Source organism: Pseudomonas sp. NPDC086112 (genome assembly GCF_044746425.1).
Classification (GTDB): Bacteria; Pseudomonadota; Gammaproteobacteria; order Pseudomonadales; family Pseudomonadaceae; genus Aquipseudomonas.
Genome location: NZ_JBIVCD010000001.1, coordinates 187,785 through 204,802 on the forward strand (window position 1 = coordinate 187,785; position 17,018 = coordinate 204,802).

The window sequence follows — 17,018 nt, forward strand, 5'->3', positions numbered from 1 at the left end:
GCACGCACTGTTTACTGGAGTTCGCCGGAACCACTCAATTTGACGTCAAAAAAAATGTAGACGTTTGATTTCGAATTGTGTCAGTTTTTATACGCCTTCATTGGGCGAGTGATAGGACGATCTCGCCAGAGATTGTCGTATCGGACAAAAACTGTTCCATTGCTAAACAAGGAAGTGTGTTTATGTCGAAAGTAAAAGACAACGCTATTGATCTTGCCGAACAGGCCTTTGCGCCATTGCAAGCGCTGGCTGCACCCAGTTCCGCCTACAACCAGATCGATAGTTTCAGCCATCAGTATGATCGGGGTGGCAATCTCACGGTCAATGGCAAACCCTCCTTCTCCGTCGACGAGGCTGCTACCCAGCTGCTGCGCGACGGCGCTGCCTACCAGGACAAGGACGGCAGCGGCAAAATCGAACTCACCTACACGTTCCTGACCTCGGCCTCGTCAAGCACCATGAACAAGCACGGTATCACCGGGTTCAGTCAGTTCAGCGCGCAACAGAAAGCACAGGCCGCACTCGCCATGCAATCATGGGCCGACGTGGCCAATGTCACCTTCACCGAGAAGTCCTTCGGCGGTGACGGTCACATGACCTTCGGTAACTACAGTGGTGGTCAGGATGGCGCCGCAGCATTCGCCTACCTGCCTGGCACCGGTGCGGGTTATGACGGTACGTCGTGGTATCTGACGGGGGGTGGTTATAACGTCAACAAGACGCCGGACCTGAACAACTACGGCCGTCAGACCCTGACCCACGAAATTGGTCACACCCTGGGCCTCGCTCACCCTGGCGACTACAACGCTGGTGAAGGCGCACCTACTTACAATGACGCGACCTACGGCGAAGACACCCGCGGTTACAGCGTCATGAGTTACTGGAGCGAGAGCAATACCGACCAGAACTTCAGCAAGGGCGGTGTGGAAGCCTATGCGTCCGGCCCGCTGATGGACGATATCGCCGCCATTCAGAAACTCTACGGTGCCAACACTACCACCCGTACCGGTGATACCACCTACGGCTTCAACTCCAACGCCGGTCGCGACTTCCTGAGCGCGTCTTCGTCGTCGGACAAAGTCGTGTTCTCGGTCTGGGATGCGGGCGGCAAGGACACCCTGGATTTCTCCGGTTTTACCCAAAACCAGAAGATCAACCTCAATGAAGCCTCGTTCTCCGATGTTGGCGGCATGGTGGGCAACGTGTCCATTGCCAAGGGCGTCACCGTCGAAAACGCGATTGGCGGTTCGGGTAGCGACCTGCTGATCGGCAACAGCGTGGCCAACGAACTGAAGGGCGGTGCCGGCAACGACATCCTCTTCGGCGCGGGCGGTTCGGACAAACTGTGGGGCGGTTCGGGTTCGGACACCTTTGTGTTCGCGGCCAGCAGCGACTCCAAGCCAGGCGCGGTCGACCAGATCCTCGACTTTGTCAGTGGCCTGGACAAGATCGACCTGACCGGCATCACCAACGGCGCGGGCCTGCATTTCGTGAACTCGTTCACCGGTGCGGCAGGCGATGCAGTGTTGACCACTTCGGGCGGTAACAGCCTGTTGTCGGTGGACTTCTCCGGGCACGGCGTGGCTGACTTCCTGGTCAGCACCGTTGGCCAGGCGGCGTTCTCGGACATCGTGGCCTGATTCAAGGCAAAAAGGAGGGCGGCGCTTGACGCGCCGCTCTCTGTCCCTTGAACGGCAAGTGTTATGAGTAAGGCTACAACCCAGAGTAAAACGCCCTATGATCCAGAACGCTTTTACCTACAAAGCAACCGCGTGGCTGTTGGCGACGCTGATGATGTTTCTTGGAGAGGTAGCCATGGCAAACAGTCTGAAATTAGCCGACCCGTCGGAACTCGCCGGGAAATGGCGGGCTACCTTGAACACCGCGCAAGACTCGCCCGAGTCCCAGGCGCTGCAGGACAAACCGTCGAATGTTTGCATGATCGAGCTCAATTTGAACCAGACCCTGGGTGACGGTGCCGACTGCCTCGGCGCCTGGCTGAACGAGTCGGCGATTGGCTGGTTCCCGGAACCGGATGGCATTGCCGTGACCGGTAAAGAAGGCTCAAGAATTGTGTTTTTCAGCCGACAGCGTGAGGGGCTTTATAAAAGCACCTTGAATTCAGGTCTGATCATTACGCTCGAGCGCACTGCGCATTAAGTGAAAAATGTCGGACCGGCGCCAGGCGCTGAATATTAAGCTTGCTATTGCCGTTATAAGCAGCCGATCAATAACAGGAATTCTTTGAAGAACCCAAAGAGTTGTTATTAGTGTGTGAGCGATCACCGGAAAAATAATGTCTCGACCCATGTGCGGACAGTTAATTGGAACCTCGCCAAGTGGGCGAGGATTAATACCTCAGGAAAAACCAATGAAGATGGCGAAGAGCCCGGCCACTGCACCGTTATTCAAGGCACTGGGCGACTATAAGAGCATCCTGATCAGTGTCGGGTGTTTTACCGCACTGATTAATGTGCTGATGTTGGTCCCGTCGATTTATATGCTGCAGGTCTATGACCGGGTACTGTCTTCGCAAAACGAAACCACCTTGGCAATGTTGTCGTTGATGGTGGTCGGGTTCTTCGCTTTTATCGGTTTGCTGGAGATCGTGCGCAGCTTCATTGTTATCCGTATCGGCAGCCAACTGGAGCGCCGCTTCAACCTGCGGGTGTATCAAGCCGCTTTCGAGCGCAACCTGTTCAAGGGCGAGGGCAACGCGGGGCAATCCCTGGGTGACCTGACCCATATTCGCCAATTCGTCACCGGTCCGGCGCTGTTTGCCTTCTTCGATGCGCCGTGGTTTCCGGTCTACTTGTTTGTGATCTTTCTGTTCAACGTCTGGCTCGGCGTATTGGCCACCGCAGGCGCGGTACTGCTGATCGGGCTGGCCTGCCTCAACGAGGCGATGACCAAAAAGCCCTTGGGCGAAGCCGCGGGGTTTTCCCAGAAATCCAGCCAACTGGCCACCAGTCACCTGCATAACGCCGAAACCATTCAGGCCATGGGCATGCTCGGTGTCTTGCGCAAGCGCTGGTTTGAGGTGCACTCGCGTTTTCTCGGCTTGCAGAATCAGGCCAGTGACACCGGCGCGGTCATCAGCTCCCTGAGCAAAACCCTGCGCCTGTGCCTGCAATCCCTGGTGCTGGGGCTGGGCGCCTTGCTGGTGATTCAGGGTGACATGACCGCCGGGATGATGATCGCAGGGTCCATCCTGATGGGCCGGGTGCTGAGCCCCATCGATCAGTTGATCGCTGTATGGAAACAGTGGAGCGGCGCCAAACTCGCTTACCGCCGCCTCGACGCCTTGCTGCAAGCCTACCCACCGGTTGACGAAGCCATGGCGCTGCCGGCGCCGAAAGGTCAGATCACCTTCGAGCAAGTCAGCGCCGGCCCACCGGGGCAACGGGCAGCGACCTTGCACATGGTCAATTTCAACCTGGGCGCCGGGGAAGTGCTGGGCGTACTCGGGGCTTCCGGTTCGGGTAAATCGACCCTGGCTCGGGTGCTGGTCGGCGTCTGGCCGACGCTGGGCGGCACGGTGCGGCTCGATGGCGCGGACATTCATCGCTGGAACCGCGACGACCTCGGCCCTTACATCGGCTATCTGCCCCAGGACATCGAACTGTTCAGCGGCAGCATCGCCGAGAACATCGCTCGATTCCGTGAGGCGGATCCGCAAAAAGTCGTCGAAGCCGCGCAACAGGCCGGCGTTCATGAACTGATCCTGCGCATGCCGCAAGGCTACGACACCGTGCTTGGCGAAGACGGCAGCGGTTTGTCCGGTGGCCAGAAGCAACGTGTGGCCTTGGCTCGCGCGCTGTACGGCAATCCGAGTCTGGTGGTGCTGGATGAACCGAACTCCAACCTCGACACCGTTGGCGAAGCGGCATTGGCCGGCGCCATCGCGCACATGAAGGCCCGGGGCACCAGCGTGATTCTGGTGACCCATCGCTCTTCGGCCCTGGCCCAGGCCGACAAGTTGCTGGTGCTCAATGAAGGTCGCTTGCAGGCCTTCGGCCCAAGCCAGGAGGTGCTCAAGGCGCTGTCCGGTGCTCAGGAGCAGCAACGTGAAAAACCTGCACAGGCACCGGGCGGGCTCAGCATGAGCCGACAGTATCAGCCCACGACAAGGAATTCGGGTGTATGAGCAGCACACGCATGAACGACGACAGCGAAGCGACAATGGAACACGACTACATCGCCGAACGCCCTGAGCGCGACGCGCGTTTCTTCGCCCGCATGGGCTGGATTCTGGCGATTGTCGGTGCCGGCAGTTTCTTCACGTGGGCGAGTCTCGCGCCGCTCGATCAAGGCATTCCGGTGCAGGGGACCGTGGTGGTCTCGGGCAAGCGCAAAGCCGTGCAATCGATGAGCAGCGGCGTAGTCAGCCAGATTCTGGTGCGTGAAGGCCAAGTGGTGAAGCAGGGCCAGCCGCTGTTCCGACTCGACCAGACCCAGGTCGCGGCCGACGTGCAATCGCTGCAAGCGCAATACCGCATGGCGTGGGCTAGCCTGGCGCGCTGGCAGAGCGAACGGGACAACCTCAAGCAGGTGAATTTTCCCACCGAACTGAGCAACGATCCTGACCCGCGCCTGGCCCTGGTGCTTGAAGGTCAGCGGCAATTGTTCAGCAGCCGTCGCGAAGCCTTTTCCCGTGAGCAAGCCGCCCTGCGCGCCAACATCGAAGGCGCCAGCGCGCAACTGGCCGGCATGCGCCGTGCGCGCACCGACCTGACGGCCCAGGCCAGTTCCCTGCAACAACAGCTGAGTAATCTTCAGCCCTTGGCGGACAACGGCTACATCCCGCGCAACCGCTTGATGGATTACCAGCGTCAGTTGTCGCAAGTGCAGCAACAGCTGGCAGAAAACACCGGCGAAAGCGGCCGGGTGGAGCAGGGCATCCTTGAGTCCCGGCTGAAACTGCAACAGCACAGCGAGGAATACCAGAAGGAAGTCCGCAGCCAACTGGCCGACGCGCAACTCAAAAGCGTGACCCTGGAAGAGCAACTGACTTCCGCCGGCTTCGACTTGCAACACAGCGAAATCATCGCCACCGCCGACGGCATCGCCGTCAACCTTGGGGTTCACACCGAAGGCGCGGTGGTGCGTCAGGGCGACACGCTGCTGGAGATCGTCCCGCAAGGCACCCGCCTGGAAGTGGAAGGGCACCTGCCGATCAACCTGATCGACAAGGTCGGCACGCACTTGCCGGTGGACATCCTGTTCACCGCGTTCAACCAGAGCCGTACCCCGCGAGTTCCCGGCGAAGTCAGCTTGATCTCCGCCGACCAGATGGTCGATGAGAAAACCGGTGTGCCGTACTACGTGTTGCGCAGCAGCGTCAGTGATCAGGCCATGGAAAAACTCAATGGTCTGGTAATCAAACCCGGCATGCCGGCGGAAATGTTCGTGCGTACCGGTGAACGTTCACTCCTCAACTATCTGTTCAAACCGCTGCTCGACCGGGCAGGCTCCGCGTTGACCGAGGAATAAGGATGTTCGGCTGTATGAATAAGCTTTCCCTGCTCGCAGCGACCCTGGCGTTGCTGACGTGCAACAGCGCGATGGCCATGGGGCCGTTCGACATTTATGAGCAAGCGTTACGCAATGATCCGGTGTTTCTCGGCGCCATCAAGGAGCGTGACGCGGGCCTTGAAAACCGCGCCATCGGCCGCGCCGGGCTGCTACCCAGGATCGGTTACAACTACAACAAGGGGCGTAACACCTCCAAGGTCACTCAAATTAATGAGGGGAGACCAGACTTCACCGAGGACCGCAACTACAGCAGTTACGGCTCGACCTTGACCCTGCAACAGCCGCTGCTCGATTACGAGGCTTATGCGGCGTACCGCAAAGGCGTGGCGCAATCGCTGTTCGCTGACGAAAACTTTCGCGGCAAGAGCCAGGAACTGCTGGTTCGCGTGCTCGAGAATTACACCAAGGCGCTGTTCGCTCAGGATCAGATCGACATTGCACGAGCGAAGAAAAAAGCCTTCGAACAGCAGTTTCAGCAGAACGAACAGATGTTCCGCCAAGGGGAGGGCACGCGCACCGATATCCTCGAAGCCGAGTCGCGTTATGAACTGGCGACCGCCGAGGAAATCGAGGCGCGGGATGAACAGGATGCATCCTTGCGTGAGCTGGGCGCACTGATTGGCGTGCCGGCCATCGACATTGCCGACCTGACGCCACTGGATCAGAACTTCCAGACCTTCACCCTGCAACCGGCCAATTACGACACCTGGCACGAGATGGCGGTGGCCAATAACCCGAACCTGGCCTCCCAGCGTCAGGCGGTGGAAGTGGCGCGCTACGAAGTGGAACGCAACCGCGCCGGCCACCTGCCAAAAGTCAGCGCCTACGCCTCGGTGCGCCAGAACGAATCGGAAAGCGGCAACACCTACAACCAGCGCTACGACACCAACACCATCGGCATTGAAGTCAATGTGCCGCTGTATGCCGGTGGTGGGGTCTCGGCCTCGACCCGGCAGGCCAGCCGCACCATGGAACAGGCCGAGTACGACCTGGACGGCAAGACCCGGGAAACCTTGATCCAGTTGCGCCGCCAGTTCAGCGCCTGCCTGTCGGGGGTCAATAAATTGCGGGCTTATCAGAAGGCGTTGACGTCGGCGGAAGCGCTGGTGATCTCGACCAAACAAAGCATTTTGGGCGGCGAACGGGTCAACCTCGATGCGCTGAACGCCGAACAACAACTGTTTACCACCCGCCGGGATCTGGCCCAGGCGCGCTACGACTATTTGATGGCCTGGACCAAGTTGCACTACTACGCCGGAACCTTGAGCGACCAGGACCTGGCCAAGGTGGATGAGGCCTTTGGCCAGGGCCCGAAAGCTCAGTAGCGCATAGAAAACATTGTGGCGAGGGAGCTTGCTCCCGCTGGACTGCGAAGCAGGCCCAATGGCGGTTGCTGCGCAACCGAACGGGAGCAAGCTCCCTCGCCACAGAAACAGAGCAACGCCGCCCCTGGACTGGGGACTACAACTCTAAAAACGCCAAGAAAGCGAGATGTCATGCACATGGACGTACAGATCAAGCCGATGTCGGTCGGCACGCTATTGCTCCTGATTTCATCAGTATCAGGCCCAGCCCAGGCGCTTTCCCTGGAAACCGGCACCCTCGGCGACCCCGCCAGTTGGCGCTCGGCAGAGTTCCAGCGCGATTGGGGCCTGGCGCGCATGCAGGCCGATCAAGCCTATGCCGCCGGCATCACTGGCAAGGGCGTGAAGATCGGCGCACTGGATTCCGGTTTCGATTCCAGCCATCCCGAATTTGCCGCAGACCGTTATCACGCGGTGACGGCCAGCGGCAGCTATGTTGACGGCTCAGCGTTCAACGTCGACGGCTCGCTCAACACCAACAACGACTCCCACGGCACCCACGTCACCGGCACCATGGGCGCTTCCCGGGATGGCACCGGCATGCACGGCGTGGCGTACAACGCGCAAATCTACGTCGGCAACACCAACAAGAACGACAGTTTCCTGTTCGGCCCCAGCCCCGACCCGCGCTACTTCAAAGCGGTCTATAACGCCCTGGCAGATGCCGGTGTACGCGCGATCAACAACAGCTGGGGCAGCCAACCGCGGGATGTCAGCTACCGAACCCTCGACGATCTGCACGCTGCCTACGCCCAGCACTGGAACAAAGGCACCTGGCTCGACGCCGCCGCCGACGTTTCGCGGCGCGGCGTGATCAACGTGTTCAGCGCCGGCAACAGCGGCTACCCGAATGCCAGCGTGCGTTCAGCCTTGCCGTATTTTCAGCCGGACCTGGAAGGCCACTGGTTGGCAGTGTCGGGACTGGATCAAAGCAACCAGCAGAAATACAACCAGTGCGGGATCGCCAAGTATTGGTGCATCACCACCCCGGGCGCGAAGATCGACAGCACCATTCCCGGCGGCGGTTACGCGATCAAGTCCGGTACTTCCATGGCCGCGCCGCATGCCACCGGGGCGCTGGCGCTGGTGATGGAACGCTATCCGTACATGAACAATCAGCAGGCGCTGGAAGTATTGCTGACCACCGCGACCCAGCTCGACGGCTCGATCACCGAGGCACCGAGTACGCGCATCGGTTGGGGTGTGGCTAACCTCGAACGGGCGATGCGCGGGCCGGGGCAATTGCTCGGGTCGTTCGACGCCAATCTGGGGGCAGGGCAAAGCGATGTCTGGAGCAATGACATCTCGGACAAGGCGCTGATTCAGCGTCAGGCCGAAGACACCGCCGAACGCAGCGCCTGGCAACAGACGTTGAAGGACAAGGGCTGGGAGAGCGGCGTTCCGGTTGGCGCCAGTCAGCAGGATCAGACCGATTACGCAGTGGGCACAACTCGCGATTCCGCCGCCGCCAACCGAGTCTACGAAGGCCGCCTGATCAAGTCCGGTGCCGGGCGGTTGATGCTCACTGGCGACAACACTTATCGCGGCCCGACCACGGTCAATGGCGGGTTGCTGGCGGTGAACGGCTCGCTGACGTCGGCGGTGACCGTCAATGACAGCGGCACCCTCGGCGGTAACGGACGAATCGCAGCCTTGACCGCCAATGCCGGGGGCACCGTGGCGCCCGGTAATTCCATCGGTACGTTGCACGTCAGCGGCGATGTGACATTTGCGCCGGGTTCGACTTATGCCGTCGAACTGTCACCCACCCGCAGCGACCAGATTATTGCCGGCGGTACGGCCACGATCAGCGGCGCCACCGTGAGCCTGTCCCTGGAAAACAGCCCGACCTTGCTCAGCACCCAACAAGTGCAAAGCCTGCTGGGCCGTCAGTACAACATCCTGCAAGCGGCGGGCGGCATTCAAGGCCAGTTCGGTGCGGTGTTGCCCAACTACCTGTTCATCGGCGGCAGCCTCGATTACGCCGCGACTGGCATTCAGCTGAGCGTTGAACGTAACGCCACGACCTTCGCCAGCGTCGGGCAAACGCCGAATCAGCGTTCTGTCGCCGCCGCAGTGGAAGGGCTTGGCGCGGGTAACGCAGTCTACGAAAGCCTGCTGCTGTCGCCGACCGCCAGTTCCGCGCAACAGGCTTTCCAGCAGTTGTCGGGGGAAATCTACCCGGCGCTGGGCTCGGTGTTGATCAATGACAGCCGTTATCTGCGCGACGCAGTGGGTGAGCGTCTCAACAACGCCAACAGTTCCCGAAACAACGGCTGGATCAAGGCATTGGGCGCCTGGGGCAAGACCGATGACAGTCACGATACCGCCGACTACACCACCTCGATTGGCGGTTTGCTGGCGGGTGTCGATGGCGCAGTGGACGACGAAACCCGTGTCGGCCTGGTCGCCGGTTATAGCGACAGTTCGGTCAGCATGGGCTCCGGAACTCATTCATCAGCACAAGTCGATAGCTATCACCTGGGCGCCTATGCCGGCCACGAACTGGGCGCCTGGCGTCTGAGTGCCGGCGGCGCCTACAGCTGGCATCGAGCCGACGTCAAACGTGACCTGCAATACGGCGACGTCAGTGCCAAACAGAAAACCAAGGTCGATGCCGGGACCACCCAGGTGTTCGGCGAAGCGGCCTATCGCTTGAACCTGCAAGCACTGGCCTTGGAGCCATTCGCCAATCTGGCTTACGTGCACCTCGACACCGAGGGCTTCACCGAGAAAGGTGACGCCGCCGCGCTCAAAAGCAGTGGCGACCGGCGTGACGCGGTACTCAGCACCCTGGGCGTACGCGCACTGAAAACAGTAACGCTGTCCGGCCAGCAACAACTGGACCTGAGCGGCAGCCTCGGTTGGCAGCACAACCTGAGCCACACCGATTCCGAAGAGCACCTGGCGTTTGCCAGCGGTGGCACTCCGTTCGTGGTGGAAAGCTCGCCGCTGGTTCGCGATGCGGCGCTGGTGGGCGCCCATGCCAGCCTGGCCTTGAGCCGGGATGTTCGGTTGAACCTCGATTACACCGGCCAACTGGCCAGCCGCGAGAAGAGCCACGGCGTCGGGCTGAGTCTCAATTGGCAGTTTTAACGTGGTAAGGGGCTGTAACACCGCAACCCCTGTAGGAGCGAGGCTTGCCCGCGAAAGGGCCGTGACATTCAGCATTGACGTTGACTGACACACCGCCTTCGCGGGCAAGCCTCGCTCCTACAAGTTGCACGCAGGCCCCTGGCCACAAGGATTTTGGCAAAACAACTAAGGACGGTAGTTCGATGAATAACAAGTACAACAACCTTGCCTTGCTCTGCGCATTGGCCACCCTGGGTACCGCACACGCGGCGCCCTACGTGGAAAACGGCAGGACAGGCGATCCCGATAGCTGGCGCAGCACAGAGTTCAACGCCGATTGGGGGCTGGGGGCGATCAATGCTCAGGAGGCCTACGCCGCCGGTTACACCGGTAAAGGCGTGAAGCTGGGGATTTTCGATCAACCGGTTTACGCCTTGCACCCGGAGTTTTCCGGGGCCAATAAAGTGATCACGCTGGTCACCAGCGGCATCCGCGAATACACCGACCCGTATATTCCGGTCAAAGCCGGGGATGCCTTTCTCTATGACGGTTCGCCCTCGGTGGGCTCCAACGGCAAACTCGGTGCCCATGGCACCCACGTTGGCGGGATTGCCGCGGGCAGTCGCGATGGAGGGCCGATGCACGGCGTCGCCTTTGGTGCGCAGATCATCAGCGCCGACAACGGCGACCCGGGCCCGGAAGACGGGATCATTCGCGGCAACGACGGCGCGGTGTACAAGGCCGGTTGGGATGCCCTGATCGCCAGCGGCGCGCGGATCATCAACAACAGCTGGGGCATCGGTATCACGGATCGTTTCGACCTCGGCGGTCGGGACCCGGCGTATCCGCACTTCACCGTGCAAGACGCGCAACTGCAGTTCAACGAGATCCAGACCTTGCTCGGGACCAAACCCGGCGGTGCCTACGACGGCGCCATCGCGGCGGCCCGCAGTGGCATCGTGACGATCTTCGCCGCCGGCAACGACTACAACCTCAACAACCCGGACGCCATCGCCGGCCTCGGCTACTTCGTCCCGGAGATCGCGCCGAACTGGATGACCGTCGCCGCGTTGCAGAGAAATCCGGACACCAGCAGTCCCGACCCTTACAACATCAGTACGTTTTCGTCACGCTGCGGCTACACCGCGAGTTTCTGCGTGTCGGCACCGGGCAGCCGCATCTACAGCTCGATTATCAGCGGCACCAATGCCGATGACCTGACCACCGGCTACGCCAATTACAACGGCACCTCCATGGCGGCGCCGCACGTTGCAGGCTCAGTGGCGGTGTTGATGGAACGCTTCCCGTACATGACCGGCGCGCAAGTCGCCAGCGTGCTGCGCACCACTGCCACCGACCTCGGCGCACCCGGTGTCGACTCGCTGTACGGCTGGGGCATGATCAACCTGCGCAAAGGCATCGATGGCCCGGCGATGTTCGTCACCGAGCAGGACATTCCCGAGGAATTCCGCATCGACGGCGCCTACGGCTCCAGCCAGTTTGTCGCGGACTTGCCGGGCATCGGCGCGATCATCGACGCCGGCAAACCCACCGAGCGTGTGTGCAATGACGTGCATTGCGGGCTCGATGTGTGGCGCAACGACATTTCCGGCCATGGCGGCCTGACCAAGCAGGGCATCGGCACACTGGTGCTGACCGGCGCCAATACCTACGCCGGCCCGACCCTGGTCAATCAGGGCCGATTGGCCATCAACGGTTCGCTGCTGTCGGCCGTCACCGTCAATGACAGCGGGATCCTCGGCGGTAACGGCAGCATCGCGGCGCTGACCGCGAAAAGCGGCGGTACCGTGGCGCCTGGCAACTCCATCGGCACCTTGCAGGTGGCGGGCGACGTGACTTTCGAGCCTGGCTCGACCTACGCCGTAGAGCTGTCGCCCACCAGCAGCGACCAGATCATTGCCGGCGGCAAGGCGATCATTGAGGGCGCAACGGTCAGCCTGTCTCTGGAAAACAGCCCGACATTGCTGACCACCAGCGAAGCGAAATCCCTGCTCGGCAATCAGTACAATATCCTGCAAGCGGCCGGCGGGATCGAAGGGCGCTTCGGTGCGGTGGTGCCGGATTACCTGTTCCTCGGCGGCACCCTCGATTACTCGGCTGGCGGCATTCAATTGGCGGTGGTGCGCAACGCGACCTCCTTCACCAGCGTGGGCCAAACTCCGAACCAACGCGCCGTGGCCGCTGCCGCCGAGCAGTTGGGCGCAGGCAATCCGCTCTACGAAACCCTGCTGCTGTCGCCGACCGCCGCTGTCGCGCAACAAGCGTTCCAGCAACTCTCCGGGGAAATTCATCCGGCAATCGGCACTCTGCTGATCAACGACAGCCGCTACCTGCGCGATGCGGTCGGCGAGCGTCTGCGTGAGCATGATTTGTTCGACGCCGGGGCACCCACCGATGACCGCAGCAACGCCTGGCTCAAAGTGCTCGGCGCCTGGGGCAAGAGCGATGGCGGGCATGACAACGCCAGTTCCAACAGCTCCATTGGCGGGTTGCTGGCCGGTGTCGATGGCTTGATCACTGAAGATACGCGACTGGGTTTCGTCACCGGTTATAGCGACAGTTCATTGAGCATGGGCGATGGCACACATTCGTCGGCCTCGGTCGACAGCTACCACTTGGGTGCGTACCTGGGCCATGAAATCGACGCGTTGCGCCTGAGCGTCGGTGGCGCTTACAGCTGGCATCGCATCGACGTCAAACGTGATCTGCAATTTAACGGTGTCAGCGGCAAGCAGAAATCCAAACGCGATGCGACCTCCGCGCAACTGTTCACCGAAGCGGCGTATCGCCTGGACCTGCAACCGGTCGCTCTGGAGCCGTTCGTCAATCTGGCCTACGTGCACTTGAACACTGAAAGCTTCAGCGAAAAAGGTGACGCCGCCGCACTCAAGGGGGGTGAAAACAACCGCGACGTGGTGCTTTCGACCCTTGGCTTGCGGGCGAGCAAAGCCATTGCGCTGTCCGACCAGCAACAGCTGGAACTGTCCGGCACGCTCGGCTGGCAGCACAACCTGAGCAACACCCGTTCCGAAGACCACTTGGCCTTCGTCAATGGCAACACCGCGTTCAGCGTGCAAAGCGTGTCCATGGACCGCGATGCCGCGGTGGTTGGTGCCCGTGCCGGATTGGCGCTGGGCAGCGATACCCGTTTGAGCCTGGATTACAACGGGCTGCTCGGCTCCCGGGAAAAAGACCACGGCGTGGGCCTGACCCTGGACTGGCAGTTCTGATTTGACGCAAAGGAAGCAAGCACATGGGACTGTTTGATTATAAAAATGCCGGCAGTGAGGCCGGCAAAGCGCTGTACTCCGACGCGATCGCGCTGACGCTCTACGCCTACACGCCAACCGGCCAGCCACTGCCGGCGACCGCTTGGGCGCCGATTGGCGCCACAGCGTTGGGCTATCAGGGTAACGTCGGGGCGCAAGGCACTTTCTATGGCGAGAAGGACGGCTTCACCAGCGCCGAAGCCGAAGTGCTCGGTAAATACGACGGGGCAGGCAAGCTGATCGGCATCGGTATCGCCTTCCGTGGCACCGGTGGCCTGGGGTACAGCGACACCTTCGGCGACATGAAAAACAACCTGCTGGCCGCGGTCGGTCCGGTGGATTACGCGACGAACTACGCGAAAAACGCCTTCGACACTTTGCTCAAGGACGTCGCCGCGTTTGCCATCGCCCATGGCCTGAGTGCCAAGGATGTCTTGGTCAGCGGGCATAGCCTCGGTGGGTTGGGGGTCAACAGCCTCGCGGAGTTGAGCGGCAATAACTGGGGCGGTTTTTTCAAGGACGCCAACTACATCGCCTTCGCCTCGCCGACCCAAAGCGCCACCGGCAATAACGTGCTGAACATCGGCTATGAGAATGACCCGGTGTTTCGAGTGCTCGACGGCACCACGTTTAGCAGTGGTTCGCTGGGCAAGCACGACGGTCATCAGGAGTCGGCGACCAACAACATCGTCAATTTCAATGACCAATACGCCTCCACCGCGCAGAACCTGGTGCCGTTCAGCATCCTCAATCCGTTGAACTGGTCGGCCCACGGTTCGTTGGGCTATGCCGATGGCTTGAACCGGGTGATCGACTCGCGCTTCTACGACCTCACCGACAAGGACTCGACGCTGATCGTGTCGAACCTGTCGGAATCGTCCCGAGGCAGCATCTGGGTCGAGGACCTGGGCCGTAGCGGCGAGCCGCACACCGGCAGCACCTTCATCATCGGCACCGACAGTAATGACTGGCTCAAGGGCGGCGCGGGCAATGACTTCATAGAAGGCCGAGACGGTAACGACCGGTTCCGCGATGACGGTGGCTACAACCTGCTGCTGGGCGGCAAGGGCAGCAACACCTTCGAGCTGCAGAAGCCGTTGCAGAACTTCAGCTTTGCCAACGATGGCGACGGCACGCTGTACGTGCGCGACGCCTACGGCGGCATCAGCCTGACCCGCGATATTGGCGCGCTGGTGAGCAAGGAGTCGGGTTCGTGGTGGGGCAGCAAGGAGGTGACCTACAACGTCACCGCCAATGGCTTGCTCAATGGCAGTGAACTGACCCACTACAACCACTCGCTCAACGGCGATGGCTATGGGGATGGGAATGGCAACACGCTGTCGGCGACGCTGGATGGCGATTGGCTGTTCGGCAACGCTGGTAACGACCTGCTGCGCAGCGACAAGAGCCACGTGACCTTCGTCGGTGGCGCGGGCAATGACGTGATGCAGGCCTCGGGGGGCGGCAACAACACCTTCCTGTTCAGCGGCGCCTTCGGCTTCGACGCGATCAATGGCTACCAGGGCAGCGACAAACTGGTGTTCATGGGCGTCCAGGGCGCGGGGCAGGGTTATGACTACGCCCAGCACGCGACCCAGGCCGGCAACGACACTGTGCTCAAGATTGGCGATTACGCCGTAACGCTGGTGGGCGTGGGTCTGGATAATCTCTCGGCTTCGGGAATTACCTTCGCGTAAAGGCTGCATGCACTAAATGCTCCGGGGCGCCTCGTCAGTGAGGCGTCCTGGTTGTGAGCTATCTCTGACAATTCCAACAAAGAGAGAGGCAATACCAATGGGTGTGTATGACTACAAAAACTTCGGCACAGCAGACTCCAAGGCGTTGTTCAGCGACGCCATGGCGATCACGCTGTATTCCTATCACAACCTCGACAACGGTTTCGCCACCGGTTACCAGCAAAACGGCTTCGGCCTGGGCTTGCCGGCAACCCTGGTGACCGCGCTGATTGGCGGCACCGATTCCCAGGGCGTCATTCCCGGCATTCCCTGGAACCCCGATTCGGAAAAGGCTGCTCTCGAAGCCGTGCAAAAAGCCGGCTGGACGCCGATCACCGCCGCGCAATTGGGCTATGACGGCAAGACCGACGCTCGCGGAACCTTCTTCGGCGAGAAAGACGGTTACACCAGCGCCCAAGTGGAGATCCTCGGCAAGTACGACGCCCAGGGTCATCTCACCGAAATCGGCATCGCTTTTCGCGGCACCAGTGGCCCGCGGGAAATCCAGATCGGCGACTCCATCGGCGACGTGATCAACGATCTGATGGCGGCGTTGGGGCCTAAGGATTATGCGAAAAACTACGTAGGCGAAGCCTTCGGCAATCTGCTCGGTGACGTTGCAGCGTTTGCCCAGGCCAATGGGCTGTCGGGCAAGGACGTGCTGGTCAGCGGCCACAGCCTCGGCGGGTTGGCGGTCAATAGCCTGGCGGACTTGAGCGGCGATAAGTGGTCCGGTTTTTACCAGGATTCCAACTACATCGCCTACGCCTCACCGACCCAAAGCAGCAGCGACAAAGTGCTGAACATCGGTTATGAAAACGACCCGGTGTTCCGCGCCCTCGATGGCTCGTCGTTCAACCTGGCCTCGGTAGGCGTGCACGATGCCGCCAAGGATTCGACGACCGATAACATCGTCAGCTTCAACGACCACTACGCCTCGACGGCGTGGAACGTGCTGCCGTATTCCATCCTCAACATTCCTACCTGGATCTCGCATTTGCCCACCGGTTACGGCGACGGCATGACCCGGGTGCTGGAGTCGCAGTTCTACGACCTGACCAGCAAAGACTCGACCATCATCGTCGCCAACCTCTCGGACCCGGCGCGCAGCAACACCTGGGTCCAGGACTTGAACCGCAACGCCGAAACCCACAAAGGCAGCACCTTCATCATCGGCAGCGATGGCAATGACCTGATCCAGGGCGGCAAGGGCAACGACTACCTGGAAGGCCGCGACGGCAACGACACCTTCCGCGATGGCGGCGGCTACAACATCCTGTTGGGCGGCAAGGGCAGCAACGTGCTGGACCTGCAGCAGTCGGTGAAGAACTTCGTCTTTGCCAATGACGGTGCCGGTAACCTGTACGTGCGCGACGCCAATGGCGGCATCAGCATCACTCGCGACATCGGCAGCATCGTCACCAAGGAACCGGGTTTTCTCTGGGGGGTGTTCAAGGATGACGTGACCCACAGCGTCACCGGCAATGGCCTTGTGACCGGCAGCAACCTGACCCAGTACGCCTCAAGCGTGAAGGGCACGACCGGCGCCGACACCCTCAATGCGCACGCAACCGGCGACTGGATGTTTGGCTTCGATGGCAACGACCATTTGCTCGGCAGCACCGGCAATGACGTGTTTGTCGGCGGGGCGGGTAATGACCTGATGGAGTCGGGCGGCGGGGTCGATACGTTCCTGTTCAGCGGCGCGTTTGGCCAGGATCGGGTGGTGGGTTATCAAGCCAACGACAAACTGGTGTTCCTCGGCATTCAGGGCGTTGCGCCGAACGATGACTACCGGGCCCATGCCACGGCGGTGGGGCAGGATACGTTGCTGACGTTTGGCAGTGATTCGGTGACCCTGGTCGGTGTCGGGCTGGACAGTTTGGCCGGTAGCGCGATTGTGATCGCCTGAGGGTGATGCGGCGCCAGTAAGGGCCTCTTCGCGAGCAAGCCCGCTCCCACATTTTGATCGCAGGCGTACCCATATTGGGTGTTCACTGAAGATCTAATGTGGGAGC

Annotated in this window: 9 protein-coding genes; all 9 read left to right on the plus strand. The window is 60.9% G+C overall.

The genetic code is table 11. The annotated features are described in order from the left end of the window. Positions 1-182 precede the first annotated feature (182 nt). Positions 183-1,640, plus strand: coding sequence for a serralysin family metalloprotease (locus ACIPLA_RS00835; protein ID WP_218394915.1), 1,458 nt, complete (start codon positions 183-185; stop codon positions 1,638-1,640). 97 nt (positions 1,641-1,737) lie between these two features. Next, entirely contained in the window at positions 1,738-2,160 is a 423-nt protein-coding gene (locus tag ACIPLA_RS00840; RefSeq protein ID WP_218394916.1) for an AprI/Inh family metalloprotease inhibitor, read from the plus strand. 211 nt (positions 2,161-2,371) lie between these two features. Beyond that, positions 2,372-4,147, plus strand: a complete 1,776-nt coding sequence (locus ACIPLA_RS00845; protein ID WP_401170618.1) for a type I secretion system permease/ATPase — start codon at positions 2,372-2,374, stop codon at positions 4,145-4,147. Further along, entirely contained in the window at positions 4,144-5,493 is a 1,350-nt protein-coding gene (locus ACIPLA_RS00850) for an HlyD family type I secretion periplasmic adaptor subunit (RefSeq protein ID WP_401170621.1), read from the plus strand. Before ACIPLA_RS00845 ends, ACIPLA_RS00850 begins: the two co-directional genes overlap by 4 nt. A gap of 2 nt (positions 5,494-5,495) precedes the next feature. Beyond that, complete coding sequence (locus tag ACIPLA_RS00855) at positions 5,496-6,860, plus strand: TolC family outer membrane protein (protein WP_401170624.1); 1,365 nt, start codon at positions 5,496-5,498, stop codon at positions 6,858-6,860. A gap of 177 nt (positions 6,861-7,037) precedes the next feature. Next, on the plus strand, positions 7,038-9,995 hold the full coding sequence (locus ACIPLA_RS00860) for an autotransporter domain-containing protein (RefSeq protein WP_401170982.1): 2,958 nt from the start codon (positions 7,038-7,040) through the stop codon (positions 9,993-9,995). A 182-nt stretch (positions 9,996-10,177) separates the two neighbouring features. After that, positions 10,178-13,225 (plus strand): autotransporter domain-containing protein, encoded by a 3,048-nt coding sequence (locus ACIPLA_RS00865; RefSeq protein WP_401170627.1) that lies wholly within the window; start codon positions 10,178-10,180, stop codon positions 13,223-13,225. A gap of 23 nt (positions 13,226-13,248) precedes the next feature. After that, positions 13,249-14,961, plus strand: coding sequence for a polyurethanase (locus ACIPLA_RS00870; RefSeq protein WP_401170629.1), 1,713 nt, complete (start codon positions 13,249-13,251; stop codon positions 14,959-14,961). Between the two features lie 97 nt (positions 14,962-15,058). Beyond that, the gene (locus ACIPLA_RS00875) at positions 15,059-16,912 is read left to right on the plus strand and encodes a polyurethanase (protein ID WP_401170632.1); all 1,854 of its coding nucleotides are present in this window, start codon (positions 15,059-15,061) and stop codon (positions 16,910-16,912) included. Positions 16,913-17,018: the final 106 nt, after the last annotated feature.

What these genes read in the sequence shown, in the direction of transcription:
- ACIPLA_RS00845 (WP_401170618.1), top strand. Translation starts at nt 2,372, where the DNA reads ATGAAGATGGCGAAGAGCCCGGCCACTGCACCGTTATTCAAGGCACTG.
- ACIPLA_RS00850 (WP_401170621.1), top strand. Translation starts at nt 4,144, where the DNA reads ATGAGCAGCACACGCATGAACGACGACAGCGAAGCGACAATGGAACAC.
- ACIPLA_RS00855 (WP_401170624.1), top strand. Translation starts at nt 5,496, where the DNA reads ATGTTCGGCTGTATGAATAAGCTTTCCCTGCTCGCAGCGACCCTGGCG.
- ACIPLA_RS00835 (WP_218394915.1), top strand. Translation starts at nt 183, where the DNA reads ATGTCGAAAGTAAAAGACAACGCTATTGATCTTGCCGAACAGGCCTTT.
- ACIPLA_RS00875 (WP_401170632.1), top strand. Translation starts at nt 15,059, where the DNA reads ATGGGTGTGTATGACTACAAAAACTTCGGCACAGCAGACTCCAAGGCG.
- ACIPLA_RS00865 (WP_401170627.1), top strand. Translation starts at nt 10,178, where the DNA reads ATGAATAACAAGTACAACAACCTTGCCTTGCTCTGCGCATTGGCCACC.
- ACIPLA_RS00860 (WP_401170982.1), top strand. Translation starts at nt 7,038, where the DNA reads ATGGACGTACAGATCAAGCCGATGTCGGTCGGCACGCTATTGCTCCTG.
- ACIPLA_RS00870 (WP_401170629.1), top strand. Translation starts at nt 13,249, where the DNA reads ATGGGACTGTTTGATTATAAAAATGCCGGCAGTGAGGCCGGCAAAGCG.
- ACIPLA_RS00840 (WP_218394916.1), top strand. Translation starts at nt 1,738, where the DNA reads ATGATCCAGAACGCTTTTACCTACAAAGCAACCGCGTGGCTGTTGGCG.